This window comes from Cysteiniphilum sp. 19S12-1 (assembly GCF_052030685.1).
Taxonomy (GTDB): Bacteria; Pseudomonadota; Gammaproteobacteria; order Francisellales; family Francisellaceae; genus Caedibacter.
This window is the reverse complement of sequence record NZ_JBQAJM010000024.1, coordinates 1-20,708: the sequence shown is the minus strand read 5'-3', so window position 1 is coordinate 20,708 and position 20,708 is coordinate 1. Positions and strand designations below refer to the sequence as shown.

15 protein-coding genes and 1 pseudogene are annotated in these 20,708 nt (G+C 39.3%); 10 read left to right on the top strand and 6 right to left on the bottom strand.

Annotation, left to right across the window (positions count from 1 at the left end; translation table 11 throughout):
- Positions 1-5 precede the first annotated feature (5 nt).
- The 4 genes from ACTS4L_RS08540 to ACTS4L_RS08525 all read right to left on the bottom strand — a co-directional run bounded on the left by ACTS4L_RS08540 (position 6) and on the right by ACTS4L_RS08525 (position 5,358).
- Positions 6-260 carry a VirB3 family type IV secretion system protein gene (locus tag ACTS4L_RS08540; RefSeq protein WP_117002874.1) on the bottom strand — a complete coding sequence of 85 codons (255 nt, stop codon included), beginning with the start codon at positions 258-260 and terminating at the stop codon, positions 6-8.
- 68 nt (positions 261-328) lie between these two features.
- The gene (locus ACTS4L_RS08535; RefSeq protein ID WP_117002875.1) at positions 329-661 is read right to left on the bottom strand and encodes a TrbC/VirB2 family protein; all 333 of its coding nucleotides are present in this window, start codon (positions 659-661) and stop codon (positions 329-331) included.
- Between the two features lie 153 nt (positions 662-814).
- Positions 815-4,285: a DNA polymerase III subunit alpha gene (gene dnaE / locus ACTS4L_RS08530; RefSeq protein WP_440617211.1), complete on the bottom strand. Its 3,471-nt coding sequence runs from the start codon at positions 4,283-4,285 to the stop codon at positions 815-817.
- A gap of 11 nt (positions 4,286-4,296) precedes the next feature.
- Positions 4,297-5,358: an aminoglycoside phosphotransferase family protein gene (locus ACTS4L_RS08525; RefSeq protein WP_440617212.1), complete on the bottom strand. Its 1,062-nt coding sequence runs from the start codon at positions 5,356-5,358 to the stop codon at positions 4,297-4,299.
- Between the two features lie 105 nt (positions 5,359-5,463).
- Here ACTS4L_RS08525 and ACTS4L_RS08520 point away from each other — a divergent pair, with 105 nt between their 5' ends.
- The 10 genes from ACTS4L_RS08520 (at position 5,464) to mnmE (ending at position 17,147) form a co-directional block, all read left to right on the top strand.
- Complete coding sequence (locus ACTS4L_RS08520) at positions 5,464-8,088, top strand: LPS-assembly protein LptD (protein WP_440617213.1); 2,625 nt, start codon at positions 5,464-5,466, stop codon at positions 8,086-8,088.
- 261 nt (positions 8,089-8,349) lie between these two features.
- Entirely contained in the window at positions 8,350-9,705 is a 1,356-nt protein-coding gene (locus tag ACTS4L_RS08515) for a peptidylprolyl isomerase (protein ID WP_440617215.1), read from the top strand.
- A gap of 23 nt (positions 9,706-9,728) precedes the next feature.
- Positions 9,729-10,505: a 16S rRNA (adenine(1518)-N(6)/adenine(1519)-N(6))-dimethyltransferase RsmA gene (gene rsmA / locus ACTS4L_RS08510; RefSeq protein WP_440617216.1), complete on the top strand. Its 777-nt coding sequence runs from the start codon at positions 9,729-9,731 to the stop codon at positions 10,503-10,505.
- A complete protein-coding gene (locus ACTS4L_RS08505) occupies positions 10,506-11,336 on the top strand; it encodes a symmetrical bis(5'-nucleosyl)-tetraphosphatase (protein WP_440617217.1) in 831 nt (276 codons plus the stop codon). It begins immediately after the preceding gene.
- Positions 11,337-11,783 (top strand): type II 3-dehydroquinate dehydratase, encoded by a 447-nt coding sequence (aroQ, locus tag ACTS4L_RS08500; protein ID WP_440617218.1) that lies wholly within the window; start codon positions 11,337-11,339, stop codon positions 11,781-11,783.
- Between the two features lie 142 nt (positions 11,784-11,925).
- Positions 11,926-12,405, top strand: coding sequence for an acetyl-CoA carboxylase biotin carboxyl carrier protein (gene accB, locus ACTS4L_RS08495; RefSeq protein WP_440617220.1), 480 nt, complete (start codon positions 11,926-11,928; stop codon positions 12,403-12,405).
- 48 nt (positions 12,406-12,453) lie between these two features.
- Positions 12,454-13,803 carry an acetyl-CoA carboxylase biotin carboxylase subunit gene (accC, locus tag ACTS4L_RS08490; protein WP_440617221.1) on the top strand — a complete coding sequence of 450 codons (1,350 nt, stop codon included), beginning with the start codon at positions 12,454-12,456 and terminating at the stop codon, positions 13,801-13,803.
- Positions 13,804-13,807: 4 nt separating this feature from the next.
- A complete protein-coding gene (prmA, locus tag ACTS4L_RS08485) occupies positions 13,808-14,701 on the top strand; it encodes a 50S ribosomal protein L11 methyltransferase (RefSeq protein ID WP_440617222.1) in 894 nt (297 codons plus the stop codon).
- A 6-nt stretch (positions 14,702-14,707) separates the two neighbouring features.
- On the top strand, positions 14,708-15,673 hold the full coding sequence (gene dusB / locus ACTS4L_RS08480; RefSeq protein ID WP_440617223.1) for a tRNA dihydrouridine synthase DusB: 966 nt from the start codon (positions 14,708-14,710) through the stop codon (positions 15,671-15,673).
- Between the two features lie 124 nt (positions 15,674-15,797).
- A complete protein-coding gene (gene mnmE / locus ACTS4L_RS08475; protein WP_440617224.1) occupies positions 15,798-17,147 on the top strand; it encodes a tRNA uridine-5-carboxymethylaminomethyl(34) synthesis GTPase MnmE in 1,350 nt (449 codons plus the stop codon).
- A 25-nt stretch (positions 17,148-17,172) separates the two neighbouring features.
- Here mnmE and ACTS4L_RS08470 read toward each other — a convergent pair.
- Both ACTS4L_RS08470 and ACTS4L_RS08465 read right to left on the bottom strand, forming a co-directional pair.
- A pseudogene (locus ACTS4L_RS08470) lies at positions 17,173-17,469 on the bottom strand (superoxide dismutase family protein); the annotation flags it as partial.
- Between the two features lie 83 nt (positions 17,470-17,552).
- Complete coding sequence (locus ACTS4L_RS08465) at positions 17,553-20,612, bottom strand: Tn3 family transposase (RefSeq protein WP_440651940.1); 3,060 nt, start codon at positions 20,610-20,612, stop codon at positions 17,553-17,555.
- Between the last annotated feature and the right edge of the window lie 96 nt (positions 20,613-20,708).

Genomic DNA, 20,708 nt, shown 5'->3' with positions numbered 1-20,708 from the left:
ATTAGCTATACACCATAATAATTTCGTTGTTTAACATGACGCACCATAACTTGGAAAAACTGGGGATCTTTCTTGGTCATCAATACGGCAACAGTATGCATAATAATAAATATAGGTATGCCATACCAAGACTGCATACCAAGAACAATTGCTGCACCCAAAGTACCATTTAAAATAAAAAACTGTCTAGGCACACCTGCTGTTAAAAGCGGTGTTGTTAATGAGTTGTGTATTTTAATCACAAATCCAGGCACAGCCATTGTTACGCATCCTTTTTTATTTTACTGTTTAATTGTTTAGTTATATATTTTCCAAAGATTAGAAAACACTAAAAAATCAAACCTGACCCACGGTTAAATAATCCAGAAATCAAACTAGCTGCGGTAAAGGCAATCGCCAATCCCATCACCACTTGAAAAAGGCGTCTAACACCACTACCACCTTCACCAAAAGCGATCCCTAAACCTGCAATTACAATACAGATAACACCTGCCATTTGCGCAATTGGCCCTGAGATCACATCCATAATCTGTTGTAATGGACCTGTCATCGCTGAAAATGCATTATTCTGCGTATCCGTTGCAAAACTCACAGCCACAGTTAACGGCAACATCGACAATGCAAACAGCGCACGTTTTAAAAACTCAAGATAGTGCTTCATTCTTTATTTCTCCTTTTAAAAGGGTTCCTGACTAAATGTTTAAGGTTATATTAGTCAAATATATCGGCAAATCAAGAATTGGATGCTGCAAAATGCTATAAATATAAGATTAAGCGATGTATAACTCACCGCCATAAACAATGAGCCTGGTCACTAAATAAGCGACAAGTGAATATCATTCTCTCTCAAAGCTTTCGCTTTTGCACCTAACTGATAGCCATCAAGTAATATCTTATGGGCAGACAATGCAACATCGTAACCATCCGACTGTATAGTTAGCTCAACATTTTTAAGTTCCGCCTCATTTGATGTTTCAACAAGCTCTTTAAGCAAAGCGTGTATTTTTGCCACTTGCTGCTGAGGAAGTGACAGTCTGAACGATTTAATATTTTTATCAACATACTTAGCGATTGGCTCAATCGATAATGCATTAATCCTTAGCTGATCATTATAAGCATCAATACTTGCCTCACCCTCAACAATAACGGTTTCATCAACAGAGATTAAATGCTTAACCGCGTCATATAATTCACTGAAAATCACCAATTCCAAGCGCTCACAACCATCATCAAGCTGCAAAACACCCATCAACTTCCCAGCCTTTGTTTTACGTTGCGTCATCGCTACGACAACACCAGCAAGCAGAATTGATTCCTTGCGCGTTGTTGCCGCAATGCGATTTAAAGGCTGAACATTGAAGTGCTTAAGCCACATTCTATCTTCATCGATAACATGCCCTGATAAGAACATCCCTAACACTGATTTTTCAAAAATCAACTTATCTTTAATGCTCCAGCTTGGCACATTGATATGTGATATGTCACGCGTCGCGTCATTTTGGGACTCAGGTTCGCTAAATCCGAATAAATCAAGCTGCCCACTATTTTGCATCTGACTTTTTTGCTCAGCAGCTTTCATTGCATCTTCAATTGTTGCAACAAGTGTTTGCCTGTTTTCAGCGAAACCATCCATTGCTCCAGCGTAAATAAGTGCTTCACAAACGCGCTTATTGGCTTTGCGTGTATCGACACGCGCACAAAAATCATATAAATCTTTAAAGGCACCATGTTGTTGACGCTCTGCTAAAATCCCTTCAATGGCAGCAAAGCCAACCCCCTTGATCGCGCCAAGACCATAGACAAGTTCCGTCTGTTGATTCACGGTAAAATAATATTCACTAACATTTATATGCGGCAAAATAAGTTTCAACTGCATCTTTTGGCATTCTGAAATAAAGTTAACTACCTTATCCGTGTTATCCATATCTGATGACAATACAGCTGCCATAAAGGCTTCTGGATAATGCGCCTTTAAGAAAGCAGTTTGATAAGATACTAAAGCATATGCCGCAGAATGTGACTTATTAAAGCCATACTTTGCAAACTCTTCCATCAAATCAAAGATTGAACTTGCAAGCTTGGCGTCAATACCATTTTCAGACGCCCCTTTTTCAAAAGTCTCACGCTGCTTTGCCATCTCTTCTGGGATCTTTTTACCCATTGCCCGACGTAACAAATCTGCACCTCCCAGCGAGTAATTCGCTAGAATCTGTGCAATCTGCATCACTTGCTCTTGATATAAAATCGTACCATAGGTCTCTTCTAACACTTCTTTCAAATCAGGATGCGGATAACTAACCTCTTGCCTGCCATGCTTACGATTGACAAAATCGTCTACCATGCCAGAGCCTAAAGGTCCTGGACGATACAACGCCACCAAAGCAATAATATCTTCAAAACAATCCGGTCTTAAACGTTTGATCAACTCCTTCATGCCTCGCGACTCCAATTGGAAAACACCCGTGGTTTCCCCATTTTGCAAAAGCTGAAAGGTCTTTTTATCGGTCATCGGAATCAGCGCGATATCAAGCTCAGACTCATTCTGTAAGCGTCTTTGTTTATTAACAATTTTTAAAGCATTATCAATAATCGTTAAATTTCTTAAACCCAAAAAGTCGAACTTAACCAAGCCAACTTCTTCAACATCTTTTTTATCAAACTGTGTTACTAGTTGTTTGGTACCTTCTTCACAATACACCGGCGAGAAGTCAGTCACCTTAGAAGGTGAAATCACAACCCCTGCTGCATGCTTACCGACACTGCGCGTTAAACCCTCAAGCTTTAGTGCAATCTTAATAATCTCATCTGCCGTTTCATCTTGTTGACACAAATCATGCAATGGTGTCCCAGATGCGCAAGCATCCTTAAGCTTAATTCCAAGATCATTGGGAATCAACTTAGCAATCCTATCGACAAAACCATAAGGTTGCCCAAGCACACGACCAACATCACGTACTACAGCCTTAGCTGCCATCGAGCCATAGGTGATGATTTGCGAGACACTCTCGCTACCATATTTTTGCGCAACATATTCAATCACACGATCACGCCCATCCATACAAAAATCAATATCAAAATCTGGCATCGATACCCGTTCTGGATTTAGAAAACGCTCAAATAGCAGACCATAAGGAATGGGATCAATATCTGTAATCTTAAGCGCATAGGCCACCAATGATCCTGCACCTGAGCCTCGCCCTGGACCCACAGGAATATCATGGTCTTTTGACCATTGAATAAAATCTGCAACGATCAAAAAGTACCCTGGAAAACCCATCTGACAAATCACATCAATCTCAACTTGCAAGCGCGCTTTATAACTTTCAATAATGGCGGGTTTATCTTCTTCTTTTTTATCCATTAGAATAAAATCAAAGCGCTCATCCAATCCTTTAAAAGAAACTTCAGCAAAATATTCAGCCTCGGTCATACCTTGAGGGATATCAAAAGATGGCAACACCGCATCACCCAAATTAAACGTAACATTGGCATTTTGCGCAATATATACACTATTGCTTAAACTTTGCGGAATATCCGCAAATAATTCGCACATCTCATCAGCTGATCGCAAGTATTGCTTAGATGTGTACTGACTTTTACGCGTTTGATCCAAAAGAGTATAGCCTTGATAAATACCAACACGCACCTCGTGATCCGAGTAGTCGCTTTCATTTAAGAAGCGCACATCATTGGTTGCCACTACAGCAATTTGATGCGCTTGCGCTAAAGTAATTGCCTTTTGAATATAATCCTCTTCACCGTCATGACCAATGCGCTGAAGCTCAATAAAAAAATTTTCTTTTGGAATAACTTTAAGATACGCCTCTAAAAAATTTTCTGCTTCAGTGTCTTTTTGCGCCAAATAGTTCTGCGCAATTTCACCCTTAATACCACCGCTTAATACAAAAACATGTGTAAAATCAAAACTCGCCAGCGTGCTTTTAGGCAACACTGGAATACCATTGACTCTATTGGCATAAAGATAGGCATGTGAAATCAAATCAACAATGACCTGATAGCCTTGATTGTTCTTAGCAATTAACGTTAACGGATAATGAGCACCATCAACCTCAATCCAAATTTCACTGCCAAATATTGGCTTAACACCGCTGGCAAGTGCCGCCTTATAAAACTTCACTGCGGCAAACATATTACACATATCAGTTAATGCAACCGCTGCCAATTCGCGCTTAACACATTCCTCAAGCAACGGCTTAATGCGGATAATGCTATCCATCAACGAGTATTCGCTGTGCAGTTTTAAATGAACATAACGTGCCGACATAATCTTACTCTCTACTGATTTTCAAATACACTACCAATGGTATCAAATTTAACGGGAACGGGTTTATTTTTAAATGCTTTAATTTTTGTTTCATAGAAAGGCACGACGAACTGTTGCCAAACATCATTAAAAAATGCCAGTTCTTTGTACCTAGATAGTACTTCGTCAATATAATGCATCACTCGTGGCAAATAACATAGGTAATTTTTACGTTTATTCTGAATGTCTTGGCGTGTAAAAATACCCAAACATTTCAAATGCCGTTGCAATCCCGTCAGATCAAACCAGTATCTATATTTATCTCGTGTTATTTCTTGATTCAACAATCCTTGATCTTTCGCCATACAATAATATGTATCTACACTTTGATCAATAAACTGCGCAGGCAAGGTTAAATAACAATCTTTTAAGACAGACACCAAATCATAGGTAAGCGGACCGTTCACCGCATCTTGAAAATCAATTAACCCTAATGTTTTATCCGGTAAGCACATCATATTTTTGCTGTGAAAATCTCTAAACACAAACACATTGGGTTGCTCTAGCGCATTGCTAACAAGCATCTGTTGCAACTGGTGATATGGCGCCTCCAATGAGTGCAAAGTTTCCGCATCAAGCCCTAACCATTGCCAAAACCATAGTTTCATAACATCAAGCTCTGAAGCGAGCTTTGTTTTTTCATAATTAGGGAAAAGTGCCTTTTCAATCTGCCAAAACTTTGGAATCAATGCCAACACCTGATCATATTGGTTAATATTTTTTTCAGCATGCACTGCATGATAAAGTTGAGTATCACCAAAATCATCTAATAATAAAAAACCGCTTTCTTGGTCATAAGCATAACACTCTGGCGTTTGCAAATTAAAGTAACGCAAAAGACGCGTAACCCTAAAAAACACATCGGGTTTTTCTCGATCCAACGGCGCATCCATCACGACATAGCTCTTATTTTCAAGGTTAACGCGATAGTACTGACGAAAACTGGCATCACCAACAATCGGCACCAAAGTTGGTTCCGTATTTGGAAATAGCGCTTGTAGCCATTCAATAATCTGTAAAAACCTAGATTGCACGACTTTTTCCTAGAAATCTAACAACAACGCGATAGAATAGCAGTAGTTTTGGTTTGATGAAACCTAGAATTCCTAGCAAATAGGCAAAAGGATAATATTTATTCAATGAACAAATTTACAAATTTACACCGAAAAATTTTGCCCTTGGCAATGCTTTGCGCCATCCCTGGTATTGGACTTAGTAAAATCACCGTTGAAAATCCTTTGCAGAAAGCTTGGCAATGTAGCGCCGACGGTGATGCGTGGAAATGTATTGAAGTTAATAACAATAATGCCGACTTATTTAAAAAAGGCGTGTTACCTAAAGAAAAGAAGCAAATTATTGCTGATGCCTTAGGCTGGGTTCCCACAAACAATCCAAATAATATTTGTGGCGGTTACTATTATCAGACACCGATTAACAAAAACCCCTCTGATGAAGCCAAAATCAATGCCCAACAGTATCAATATGCCCGAAGCGGGACTATTACTGCAGAAGGTGCAGTTGAGGTTAACAAAGGTAATCAATACCTTGCTGCTGACAAGGCTGTTTTAAAACAAAACAAAGACAAAAAAATCGATCAGATTGACTTAACCGGTAACGTTAACTTGAGTCAACCTGGGCAGCTGGCGATTGGCTCACAAGGACAAGCTAATATCAGCACTAACACAGCAACACTTGATGACACTTACTATTTAATTCGAGTACGCCAAAAGCCTGGTGGATCAATGGCGAATCTAACCTCTGATGAAATCGGCAACAAAGCCAATAACTTCACAGGTTACGCTCATGGTCATGCCAAGCAGATCATTCAAAAGAGCAAAACGGATTACACGCTAAAAAAAGCAACCTATGCCACAGATAATCCCTACGGCAATGACTGGATGTTAAGCGCCACGACGATTGACCTTGATCGAGAATCCGGCTTAGGAACCGCTTATAACACATTATTTTATGTTAAGGATGTGCCTATTTTATATTGGCCATATATGACTTTTCCGATTGATAACCGCCGACGCACCGGTTTTTTATATCCAACGGCAGGCTACAATAGCAATTCTGGTTATTATTTATCCACTCCTTTTTATTGGAATATGGCGCCTAATTATGACTTGTTATTAACACCAACCATTTACAATCATCGCGGAATCTTACTAGATGGTAACTTCCGTTATCTAACTGAAACACAAAGCGGCAATCTTGATGTGCAATATATGCCGCATGACAGACGCAATAACACGGATCGCAAAGCTCTCTCTTTTACTGACAATGGTCAATATGGCAGAAACTGGTCAAGCTATATCAACTACCAATACATTGGTGACAAAGATTTCTACAATGACTTTGATAGTGACAATATTGGTCTTTCAACACAAACTTTACTTGATCGTCAAGCCTCGGTTAGTTACAACGATCCACACTGGAATTTCAATACAACTGTGCAATCATACGATGTCATTGATGATACGATGTATCTGGCGAACCGACCTTATTCAACTTTGCCTCAAATCAACGCCAATGCAACTTACCCAGGGCTCCTACCACACATGGATTTCAACTGGGACAATCAGTTCACCTACTTTACTAAACCGAGCTTAAATGGCGTATCACAAGTTGAAGGTCAACGTTATTATAGCGCGCCGAAAGTAAGCTTCCCTTTTCAGAAAAGCTGGGGCTTTTTTACGCCATCACTGACGCTATCTGAAACTGCATATACTTTGCAAAATAGAAGCGCAGTAACTTCAACAAGCACTACTAACTTCAGTCAGAATCAATACCCTGAGCAGAATATCATAAGAAGTTTGCCAATTATTAACATTGACACCGGCTTATATTTTGATCGCAAATTTAGTTTCAATGATCATAACTACACACAAACGCTAGAACCACGACTATTTTACACATACATTCCGTATCAAAACCAAAGCAATATCCCATTGTTTGACACATCTATAAGTAACTTCAGTTACGCATCTTTATTCCAAAACAATATCTTTACTGGAATTGATCGCATTAACAATGCCAATCAAATCTCTTACGCACTTGAGACTTCGGTCAATGACCAAGACACCGGTATGAATGTATTGAGCGCCGGCATCGGGCAGATTCTCTACTTTGCGAATCGCAAAGTATCGTTGTGTTCTGGCACAAACGCTAATTGCGCGAACTCGTATGTACCTTTCCACGACAGCTTCACTTCTGATATTGCGGCATTTTTTAATTATCGCTTTTTGCCACATTGGCAATTAATGACCTCAGGCACTTACAACCCGATCAACAATAATGTCGACTCACAGACTTATCAAGTCCAATATATGCCTGATAATAGCCACATCTTTAATGTGGCATATCAAAACATCAAAAATAACTACGCCGCATTAACGCCTGCAGAAATTCAGGCAGGCAACTTACCTGATCCATTATCACAAGTGACTGTTTCAAGCATATGGCGCTTAACACCACATTGGTCAGTCACCGGTCTTTGGAGTTACGCATTTAACTCAAGACATACGACAAATATGTTTGCCGGCATTCAATACGATGCTTGCAGCTGGGCGGTGCGTTTCTTGGCACAACGCTATGTTAACTCATCAAGCGACCCTAACAACCCAACCAACATCACAGGACCATTGACCAATGCCTTTATTGTTCAGTTTGAATTAAAAGGATTAGGCGGCAGTAGTGAAAGCTCGCTTGATGAGCGTCTAACCATGATTCCAGGCTATACACCAAACGGTGGTTTTAACTAACGCTGAGAAAGACTATTCAACACCTATACCCATCGTAAATCATTTTGCGATGCTTAATGCTGAAGAAGTTTTTGATGATTTTGAGCGATTGAAGTGCAGATAATAGCTAGGACTATTAACAAAATTCGATCGCTCAAAAGTGCTAAAAATTCAATAGCAGAAATAGTGTAAAATGGTTTGTGATGGGTATAACTATGTGTATATAATGCTAGGCATTACTAAGCTTTAGTTGATTTTTTCATGCACTTACGCACTAAATTCATGGCTTTTGCCAGCACACTTGCTCTTAGCTCTTTGGCACTTGCTAACACACCTCCTGCCTTGCTACAAAAACCGGGCGTCACACATGCGCAAAATACCACCATCAAAGGCAAACATTTAATCAACGAGATTGTTGCCATCGTTAATGATCAGGCGATCACCTTAGAACAATTAAATATCGAAGTTGCCAAAACCAAAGCACAACTTGATAGCAATCCTAATGCGCAAATTCCAGACAATCTAACGCTGCAACGCCAAGTCTTGCAGCAATTGATCAATCAAACCATTGCCCTACAAATGGCAAAACGTCAAGGGATCACGGTTAGCGATGATGAAGTCAATAACTCAATCGCCGAAGTAACCGCACAAAATGGCATTACATTGGCACAGCTCAAAGAAAAACTTAAATCCTCAAAATTAGACTACAGCACCTATTATCAAACGGTCAAAGATCAACTCATTATTAACAAACTACAGCAGCGTGCCGTGGCAGGTAAGGTTTATATCTCACCAACAGAAGTTGATAAGTATATTAAAAAGCACTTCAGTGATAATCAGACTGAGTACTTAGTTAACAATATCGTTTTATCTTTACCTGAGAACCCAACGACTGAAGATCAACAAAAAGTCATAGCCCAAGCAAAAGAGATTATCCAATCGATTAAAGACAAGAAAACCACCTTTGCTGATGCTGCCAAAAAGTACTCACAAGCAGGTAATGCAAGTAGTGGTGGTTCGCTTGATTGGAAGACACTTAACCAACTGCCAAGCATTTACCAAAATGAAGTTGAAACGCTACAAAATGGACAAATTAGCACCCCATTTATTGCTAATGGCAGTGTTCAAATTATTGAGCTCGCTGACAGCAAAACACCGGATAGTGCCAAACACTTTGTTGAGCAATATCATGTTCAACAAATCGTGATCAATACGTCCCCTGTGATGACTGACAATGATGCTAAAGCCAAATTAATGCGTATTTTAACCGCCCTTGACAATCACCAGTCATTTAGCGACCTTGCCAAGGCAAACTCTGATGCGCTTGATAATGCCGATAATGGTGGCGACATGGGCTGGATTAGCTTAAACACTCAACCGCCAGCACTAGCACAAGCGATTAAAGCCGCTAAACTAAAGAAAGTAAGCGCACCTTTTAAGGTAAACAATGGTTGGCAAATCATTGAGGTGCTTGCAAAGCGCAAACAAGATGACACCGCTAATTATCAAAAAGAGCAAGCAATGATGGCGTTATTTAACGAGAACGCACAACAAGCCTTAAAAACTTGGATGTTATCATTGCGTGATAGCGCCTATGTAGAGATTGTTGATCAAAATTTAAATTTGCCTGAGGCATAAAAAATAAAAATAAGAGACATTAAATGCATAAAGCCAAAAAGTCTTTAGGGCAAAATTTTTTACAAGATGAAAACATTATTGCCAATATCATCCATCAATCTGGAATAAAAGCAGATGATGATGTTATTGAGATTGGCCCTGGTCTTGGCGCATTGACACGCCATATTCTTAAAATCACCAAAGCTATCCAAGTGATCGAATTTGATGAAGATGTGATCCTACCATTAAAAGCTGCTTGCGCGATGTACGGCAAACTTAACATTTGCCAACAAGATGTACTCACCGTTAACTTTAATGACTTTTATCATGGCGAAAAAATAAAGCTCATTGGTAACTTGCCTTATAATATCTCCTCACCGATTCTTTTTCATTTAATCAAATACGCACCGCTTTTTAAAGATATGCATTTTATGCTACAAAAAGAAATGGTTGATCGTGTTGCTGCCACTCCATCCGAGAAGAACTATGGTCGCTTAAGTGTCATGCTGCAATATCACTTCAAATGTGAAGCGTTATTCACTGTTCCGGCAACTGCATTTCACCCTAAACCAAAAGTCGAATCGCGCATTCTGCGCTTAACTCCATATAATGAACTACCATTTATTGCTAATGATTACATGCTTTTTGCCAAGGTCGTTAAACAAGCTTTTCAGATGCGTCGCAAGACTTTGCGCAACAATCTCAAGGCGCTTGTGCCCTCAGGTGAACTAGAGAACTTACCCGTTGATTTAACACTTCGCCCTGAAAATCTAAGCATTGCTGACTTTGTTAAGCTAAGTAACCATATAGGAGCACTATAAATGGCGAGTTATGTGATTGGTGATGTTCAAGGTTGCTATACCGAATTGATGCAATTAATTGATAAAATTCAGTTTAATCCTAACGATGACAAGCTTATTTTTGCCGGTGACGTTGTTAATCGCGGGCCGCAATCGCTCGAAGTGCTGCGCTTTATTAAATCTTTAGGCAAATCTGCCAAAGTGGTTTTAGGCAATCATGATTTATATCTTCTTGCCATTGCCTATGGTTATTTACCAACTGCTAAAAAAGACACACTTAACCGCATTCTAGAAGCGGATGATAAAAGCGAATTACTCCAATGGTTGCGTCAACAACATTTTCTTTACAGCCATAAAAAACACATCATTACTCATGCCGGTATCCCACCAATCTGGTCACTTAAAAAAGCCAAACGCTTGGGGCTTGAGCTTGAATTTGTATTACAAACCGATATGTGCTTTCAGCTTTTTATGAGCAACCTATTTGGTAATGAGCCTAATTTTTGGCAAGATGACTTAGAAGCAGTTAACCGTTGGCGCTGCATTGCTAACTACTTCACACGCATGCGTTTATGTGATCAGGATGGTCGTTTGGACTTTTCTTTTAAAGGTGAACTTAAGAACAAACCTGATCATCTTGATGCATGGTTTAATATTCCTAATGCCAAAATTGATGCCAAATACACACTTGTGTTTGGTCACTGGGCAGCACTTAATGGTGTGAGCAATAATCCACGCTGCATTGCAATTGATACAGGTTGTGTTTGGGGTGGCAAATTAACGGCTTACTGCATTGATACACAGGAAATCCATCAGGTTGATGCAATTAATTTAATTAAGGAGAGCGAATAAATGGCAAAAATATTGGTTATCCACGGACCTAACTTAAACTTACTAGGTCAACGCGAGACGGATATTTACGGCACTGCAACATTAGACAATGTAAATAACAAGCTTATTGAGCTTGCTGAGTCAAAAAAAATGCATTGCAGCTGTTTTCAGTCAAACCATGAAGGCGCGATCGTTGATCAATTGCAGCAAGCTCAAGGCAATTATGACTTTATTATCATTAACCCAGCAGCTTACACACATACTAGTGTCGCCATCCGTGATGCACTCCTTGCCATCAACATCCCTTTTATTGAAACACATCTATCAAACCCCGATAAACGCGAGCTTTTTCGCCATCATTCTTACTTATCTGACATTGCTTACGGCATCGTTTCCGGTATGGGGGCTAAAAGCTATGAACTTTCCATGCATGCGGCGATTGATTATTGTCAACACAATTGCATATAACGGTTTACAAGATAATATCTAGATAAAACCCACGCCTAAAAAGCGAAAACAACACGTGACATTTTGATCATTTGCCGCAACAATGTCTGGTTGGAATGAGTTAAACATAAAGTTAAATTTAAACAAAGGTTAATTAAAACAGATGGATATTCAAAAGATTGAACAACTGATCGCATTGATTGAAAAATCAAATGTTAACGAAATTGAAATCAAAGAAGGCGAAACTTCCATTCGCATCACTGGCAGTCATCCTCAACCTGTGAATGCTTTGGCTCCACAGCAATTTATTCATCATACCCCTGCTGCTATGCCGCAACAAACTGCTACTTTTGAACCACAAACTCAACAAGCTGCATCTGCTGCAAAACCAGCTGAAACCTTGCCACAAGGCAAACAGGTTAAGTCACCGATGGTTGGCACTTTCTATCAATCGCCTTCACCGGGTGCTTCTTCTTTCGTCACTGAAGGTCAAGCCGTAAAAGCAGGTGATACCTTATGTATTATTGAAGCAATGAAGATTATGAATCAAATCGAAGCTGATCACTCTGGTACTGTGCTTAAAATTCTTGTTGAAGATGGTTCCCCCGTTGAATACGATCAACCTCTTTTCATCATTAGCTAAGCCAATCACTTATTGATAAACACAAAAATAGTTTTTAACAGGTTTGATATGATTAAAAAACTCTTAATTGCAAATCGCGGTGAAATTGCACTTAGAATCCTTCGTGCATGCCGCGAACTAGGCATTAAAACCGTTGCCGTTCATTCAACGGTTGATCGCGATTTAATGCATGTAAAACTCGCTGATGAAACCATTTGTATTGGGCCTGCCAGCCCCACAAATAGCTATTTGCATATTCCTGCAATTATCGCTGCCGCTGAAGTCTCTGGCGCTGATGCAATTCACCCAGGTTATGGCTTTTTATCAGAGAATGCTGACTTTGCCGATGCCGTAGAATCTAGTGGCTTTATCTTTGTTGGTCCACGCGCTGAAAGCATTCGTGTGATGGGGGATAAGGTTGCCGCGATTCAAGCTATGAAAGAAGCAGGTGTGCCATGTGTACCTGGCTCCAATGGCCCAATTAGCAAAGACCCACAAAAAAATCTAGCTATGGCTGATAGCATTGGTTATCCAATTATGATCAAAGCTGCCGGTGGTGGTGGCGGTCGTGGCATGCGTGTTGTGCGTAAAAAAGAAGACTTACTGAAATTTATCGAAATGACACAAGCTGAAGCAAAGATGGCTTTTAATAATGACATGGTTTATATGGAGAAATTCCTTGAAAACCCGCGTCATATTGAAATTCAAGTCTTTGGTGACGGTGAGGGCAATGCCATTCATTTATTTGAACGCGACTGCTCAACACAACGTCGTCATCAAAAAGTCATTGAAGAGGCGCCTGCTGTAGGATTAACTGACGAGCAACGTGCTGAGATCGGCAAACGCTGTGTTGATGCTTGTAAGATGCTTAAATATCGCGGGGCTGGAACTTTTGAGTTCTTATACGAGAATGGTGAATTCTACTTCATCGAGATGAACACACGTATTCAGGTTGAACACCCAGTGACTGAGTCAATCACCAATATCGATTTAATTAAAGAGCAAATCCGCATTGCTTCAGGTGGTTCACTAACATTTAAACAAGAAGACATCAAGATCATGGGGCATGCAATTGAGTGCCGTATCAATGCTGAAGATCCTGAGAAAATGATGCCTTGCCCTGGCAAGATTGATATCTATCACGCCCCAGGTGGACCTGGTGTGCGTGTTGACTCACACATTTATTCTCAATACTTCGTGCCACCTAATTATGACTCAATGATTGCTAAAGTCATCGTTCACGCACGCACACGTGATATCGCCATTCAGCGCATGCAAAGTGCACTTGAAGAAATGATTATCAGCGGCATTAAAACAAATATTCCATTGCATCATAAAATTCTTGCTGAGCGCGAATTCCAAAATGGTGGTACTAATATCCACTATCTTGAAAAAATGCTAGAGCGTGATAAAGCATAAAATCATGTTGTGGAAAGAATTATCCCTTACTTGTCTTAAAGCTAACCTTGAAGCATTAGAAGACTATCTTTTAGCACAAGGCGCTTGTTCTGTTACTTATCAAGATGCTAAAGATCAGCCAATTCTTGAACCTAAAGCAGGCGAAAATCCGCTATGGGATGAAGTGGTTTTAGTTGCACTTTTTACTGAAGAATATCAGCTATCTGACATTACCACATCACTTGATGAAAGCGCATTAAAGCTCAATATTATTGGCGACATTCATACACGTGAATTTGCTGATCAAGATTGGACACGCACGTGGATGGACGATTTCAAACCGATGCAATTTGGGCGTCGCTTATGGATTTATCCAAGTTGGTGCACACCAGAAATCCATAGTGACGATCAAGTCAACATCCTCCTTGATCCAGGGCTTGCCTTTGGTACAGGGACACATCAAACAACTGCTTTGTGTCTTGAATGGCTTGAGCATCATGTCTCTGCCAAAGATCATGTAATCGATCTCGGCTGCGGTTCTGGCATTTTGGCAGTTGCTGCCAAGAAACTAGGCGCGCATGACGTCATTGCTATTGACAATGATCCACAAGCGATTTTAGCAACCCACGCTAATGCTGAGAAAAATGACATTAATGCTAATTTCACTGCTTATCTACCAGATGAAGCACCTAAGTCAGTCAAAGCCGATATTTTAATTGCCAATATTCTTGCCGGTATCTTAATTGACCTTAAAGAAATTATTGCTGATTTTGTTAAACCGCATGGCAAGCTTGCTTTATCGGGTATTTTACAAGAGCAAGTGGATGATATTATCAAAGCATTCTCACCTTATTTTGTATTAAATGAACCCACTTTCAAGGATGAATGGACATTAATATCAGGCATTCGCAAGCCGTAAAAAAGCATGAAAATCGGTCAGTTTCACTCAGATAATATGTTATTTTTGGCACCCATGGCAGGCGTGACTGACTTACCCTTTCGTAAGCTGTGTAAAACACATGGTGCCGGTTGGGTCGTATCAGAAATGGTTTGGTCACACAAGCATCTATATGAAACGACCAAAACACAACGCCGTATTGATCATAGCGATGAGGTCGCCCCCAAGATTATTCAAATCGCTGGCGGGGATCCTGATATGCTTGCTGAATCAGCGATTTTAAACGTTGAAAAAGGTGCCGATATTATTGATATCAATATGGGCTGTCCGGCTAAAAAAGTCTGCAATAAATTAGCAGGTTCTGCACTGATGCAAAATGAGCAATTAGTCGATGAAATTCTCTGTGCCGTCGTAAATGCAGTCAATGTCCCTGTGACCTTAAAGATTCGTACCGGTTGGAGCAAGAATAATAAAAATGCCTTAAAAATTGCGCAGATTGCAGAGAATGCGGGTATTCAAACACTTACTATTCATGGTCGTACGCGCGATCAGAAATATACAGGTCATGCTGAATATGATCTCATTGCTGAAATTAAACAGCGCATTAATATACCCGTCATTGCTAATGGTGATATCACCGCACCTGAAAAAGCCAAACAAGTCCTTGAGTATACCCAAGCTGATGCCTTAATGATTGGCAGAGCTGCGCATGGCAATCCTTGGCTATTTCAGCAAATCAACGACTTTTTGCAAACTGGAAGCTATCATCCATCACCTAACTTCACACAAAAATTAAATATCATCATTGAGCATGTCAAAGCCATGCATAACTTTTATGGTGATTACATGGGCGTACGTTTTGCGCGCAAACACATTACTTGGTATTTTGAGCAAATCCCAGAATTTGATTTGACTCAAGCCCGTCAACTCTTTAATAAATTAACAACGCCTAAAGCTCAGATTGATTTTTTAGCTAATAGTCCTAGCTATTAGCTGCAATCCAATCACACAAAAGTATCAAAAACTTCTTCGATATTAAACACTGCAAAATGATTCACGAGCGTTATAAAATCCGCTATCCTAACCTGCATATTTATATTATGTACTTAACCTTAAAATGCTTATCAACTCTGATACAATTGCCGCAATTGCTACAGCACCTGGAAAGGGTGGCGTGGGTATTATTCGCATTTCCGGCAAAGAGTCTTATGCAATTGCGCATAAGATTGCACAAACGCCTCTTAAAGCAAGACATGCTCACTTTCTGCCATTTAAAGACATCAATGATGAAACATTAGATCAAGGTATTGCATTATATTTCAAAGCACCTCATTCCTATACCGGTGAAGATGTTGTTGAGCTGCAAGCCCATGGTGGTCCCGTGGTATTAAACCTTATTTTACAGACCGCTATTGAACACGGTGCACGCCTTGCCAAGCCTGGTGAGTTTACCGAACGTGCTTACCTTAATGACAAAATTGATTTAGCTCAGGCTGAAGCGATTGCAGATATGATTGATGCTTCATCTGAACAGGCAGCTAAGTCAGCGATGCGATCATTACAAGGAGATTTCTCTCAGCATATTGACACCTTAGTTGAATCTTTAATTCACTTACGCATTCATGTTGAAGCAGCGATTGATTTTCCTGAAGAAGAAATCGACTTTTTAGCTGATGAGCATATCAAAACACAATTATTACAAGTGCAGCAGAATGTTGACTCAGTGCTGCATAACTCCAAACAAGGTGCACTATTACGTGAGGGAGTTGAGATCGTCATCGCTGGCAAACCAAATGCCGGTAAATCAAGCCTATTAAACGCCTTAGCCGGCAAGGAAAGTGCAATTGTTACCGATATTGAAGGAACCACTCGTGATACCTTACGTGAATATATCCAAATAAATGGCATTCCTGTGCATATTATTGATACTGCCGGACTTAGAGTCAGCAATGACGTGATTGAAACCGAAGGTGTTAGACGCGCGTTGGAGGCAATTAAAAAAGCTGATCATATCCTATTGGTTGCTGATATCAATGACACCAAAGATCACAAGATCACAGAGCTTGCCCCTGAGTTTTTCACGCACATTCCTAGTCATATTCCAATTACCTATATCTACAACAAAGTGGATCTTAGCGATGCTCATAAAGAAAATCACGACAATCACCTGTATATTTCTGCTAAACATGATATTGGCATCAATAAATTACGCGATTATCTGCTTAAAGCCATTGGCTATGAGCAAACAACTGAAGGCGTTTTTACCGCCAGAAAACGTCACATTAATGCCTTACGTCAAGCCCAAAGCCATCTGGAGATGGCGTTTACCCACTTAACGCATAAAGATGGTGAACTATTAGCCGAAGAGTTAAATCTTGCCCAAAAGCAACTTTCCTCGATTACTGGTGAGTTTAGTGCGGATGATCTATTAGGTGAGATATTTAGTAGTTTTTGTATTGGGAAATAAGTAATCTCTAAATGCAACTTGAGTTTTATTGAATAACACCACACCACATTCTAGCCCCTCCACCGCCAAGCGCCTCTGGATGATCAGAATAATTATCTCCTCCTGAGTGAATCATTAAGCTATGCCCTTTAATTTCGTTTAAGTTATGTATTCTAGGCGCAAATACCGGTGAGTTGGCATCACCTTCTTTATCAACATATAATATCGGTAGATCGCCCAAATGCCCATTACCATAAGGTCCTTGATGACTTCCTTTATTGTTGGGATCCCAATGCCCACCAGCTGCCATACCACCCTTATCGCAACTGGGATTTTGATGAATAGGGGTTAATTCCAGATAGCACTGGTTTGTACTATCAAAGTGATGTTAGCCCTTATTACATATAGGTTGTAGCCACTTGCTTTTCAGTCAAATTTAGCAAGTACACTTTCCACAATTCCTTTAATGTCAAGGCTTTGAGCGTTTCCACAAAAAACAAAATTTCCAAGCAGGCTAATATGTTGCCATGCTACAGGTGAAAGCCGCTTAATTTGCTTACACAGTTTTTCATCACCTCTTGCCTCAGCCTGTGTTAATAGCTCTGATAGTAATGAAGCGTTGTAATAAATAATACAGCAAGCTAATACTCGATTGCATTGATTACTGATTTCAAGCGCATTTTCAGACTTACCAAGGATTTTTTTGCCATTGACTTGGAATAACGCAGAGCGTATTTGATGGAAGGCTTCACCACGATTTAATGCTCGATGTACATTTCTTCTTAGCTGAATATCATCGATATATCTGAGCATGTAAATACTCATAATGATCTTATCAAACTCAATTAGCGCTTTAAGCGTTCTATTTTTTCGAGAGTATGATGACAGTTTTTTTATGATCGTACTTTGTGACACATCTTTGCGCGCAATAGATGCCAAAATTCGTTGGATTTCATCCCACTCACTGGTGATTAGCTCTTCATCAATGATGCTAGATGGCTTAATTATGTCATTTTTAAAGCCTTTCATATCTTTGAAAGCAACCAATGATTGTTCTGCTTTTAAGTGCATCTGCGTAATTCTTGGCATAAAGTCATAACCAAATAAATACAATAACGCAAAATTAACACGATTTATTGAATGCATATCACCTGAGACGGCTTTGATTTTTAAATCGCTGTTGTTATTGTAGATGATATCCAAAACATAATGGCTCTCATGTTCATTAGCGCCAATGATCTTAGTGCTTACAGGTAGATGATTAGCAATTAAGCTATAAGAGACAACGCCTTTACCATAACCAAAATACTTTGTGGAATATCGGGATAACACGGTTTGATATTTGGTTTCGAGCTTTTGCCCATCTAAACTCGCATGAATACCATAATCAGAGAGATTGTAGTATTTAAATATGGGTAAATCGGAAATGGCATCTATGATAATATCACCTGCTTCAACCAATGAATCCACTCGGATAAATTTACCCTCCATATCAATGAGGTTTTGATAACTGACATCAGATGACTCTGCTGTTTTTTTATGTCCTATGGCTTCACCTTGTGATACAAGATAAGCTTTAATATGCTCAGGCTTAGCCTTTGATTTGGCACCCCTGCTCACAAGGTGGCTTAAGCTATCATAGAAGTTTGTTTTGTTAGCGGTAAAGTCAATAACGTCAGCAATACCAATGGTTTTGAATTTCTCATAGTACGGATTATCAGCTGCATCAGCTTCTTTTTTGTAGGGCAATTTCCAAGTAATAATATTGTCTTTGTCTACGTTGATTTTAATATGCTTGTTTGCACCAGACTTAATGCGTTGATTAACACCTTTATACAATTCATTGAGTGTATCTTTTAATTCAATGAGTATTTCATTTATTGGCTTGGTATTTATACAATCCGCTAGCGATGTTAAGATCGTCTTTTTGTCTTTTCCCCATATGTGATTAGCAATTAGTTCAGCTTCCAAGCTGCGATAACCAACACTATCTGGAATAAAGATATTACCAGCAGATATCGCTGTTGATAAAGCTTGATAGAGTGCCATTTCATAGCGTTTAATATCAATGTAGCTCAAGTTTTTCGTTCTTTTAGATTTAGGTGAGGTTTTGACTGCCTTTTTATAAAAAATGTATTTGCGTTTTGATTTGGGAATAAACTCTATTGGCACGCCTTTAGCAACAGGGTCTTTTGTCTTATCTGATGATTGCCAATATGCTTTGGCATATTCTAGACCGTCCTTTAATGCCGTTTCATTATTAAAATCAATACATAAACTCAATGCGATATTGCGTAAGTTGCGCTTTCTGGCAGCATTTTCACGAGCATAATAGCGCCATACATACCCTTCTTCATCAAGGTCTGGTTTGGCAAGTTTATCAGTGAAGTCGGTAAATTTGTCTTCGTTAACAATTTCATAACAGTTTGGTCTAATCTCCTCAGGTGCGACTTCTTTATCATGAACAATTTTCAGCATTTTGCTTGCAATTATCTTATCTCTACTAGCTTTTACCTTAGCCTCATAAACACAGTTTCTTGCTTCTGTTGACGCTTCGGTTTCATACCAGTTGGTTTTATAAATAAAATAGTCTATCAGGTGGTCATTGATCTTGGTAAATCTTTGCCAAATCAAGCAAAGCATTAATAGTCTAGCCTTTTGCTTGCTAAATGCACGTACTCGATATGAGTCGTAGTAATCACACAACTCAGAGTAATATTGTAAATTCTGTCTTGATATGCCCAACTTAGAAACCATATGCTTTGACTTTTCAAAGACCATCAAAATATTATTTTGTTTTGCTAGTTCTTTTTCCATCTCGCTAGTAGTTAGACCTTTGGGATCTTTTTTAAGTAGAGCAAGATCAGAAATTGTTTTTTCGTTGGAAATAAGCCCATCAATAGTGACTCGGGATGCCTTATCCAAAAGGTTGCCCAATTTTGTAAGCAATCTCTTTTCTTCTCGTGTAATGGCTCTTGATACTATTGATTGCAGTGTTGAATACTTTGGACGAACTATTTGATATTGTTCACAGTAGTGCAATAATTCATCAAAAATAAATCGTGGTGTTAAGTCCCTTTGAGATAAACGATTTGCCTGCTTAGTAAGTTCAAGTTCAAACTTGGCGTCATATCTACGATATCCATAAGCCTGCATTATAAAGCGTTGGGTCGCATAGTGTTTGTTTCTATTAACTGCTTTGATTTTCTTTGAGCTATTAGGGTAATATCTATTTTGGATGTAGTTGACATCGTCTTTAACTTGATTAAAATCAAATGCATAAAAATTTCGCGTTGCTCTGAAATACCCTACTTGTAAAACATAGTTTATCTTATTGTGAGTTTCCGTTTCATTATCTAAATACTCAGTATCTTCAGAGGTTATCTCAAATAATGACTCGCGGTCTTTTGGGTCAATTTTTGGAATTTCAAATAGCTCCTCAAATTCGTTCTGATTCAAAATTTTTAGGCTATTATAAATTGCCATTCAGTGTCCTCACTTATTCACTGAAGTTACGCACTTTTAAATTTCTCACATTCATGTTTCATTTTTAAATACATTTGATAACTTGCTTGATTCGCC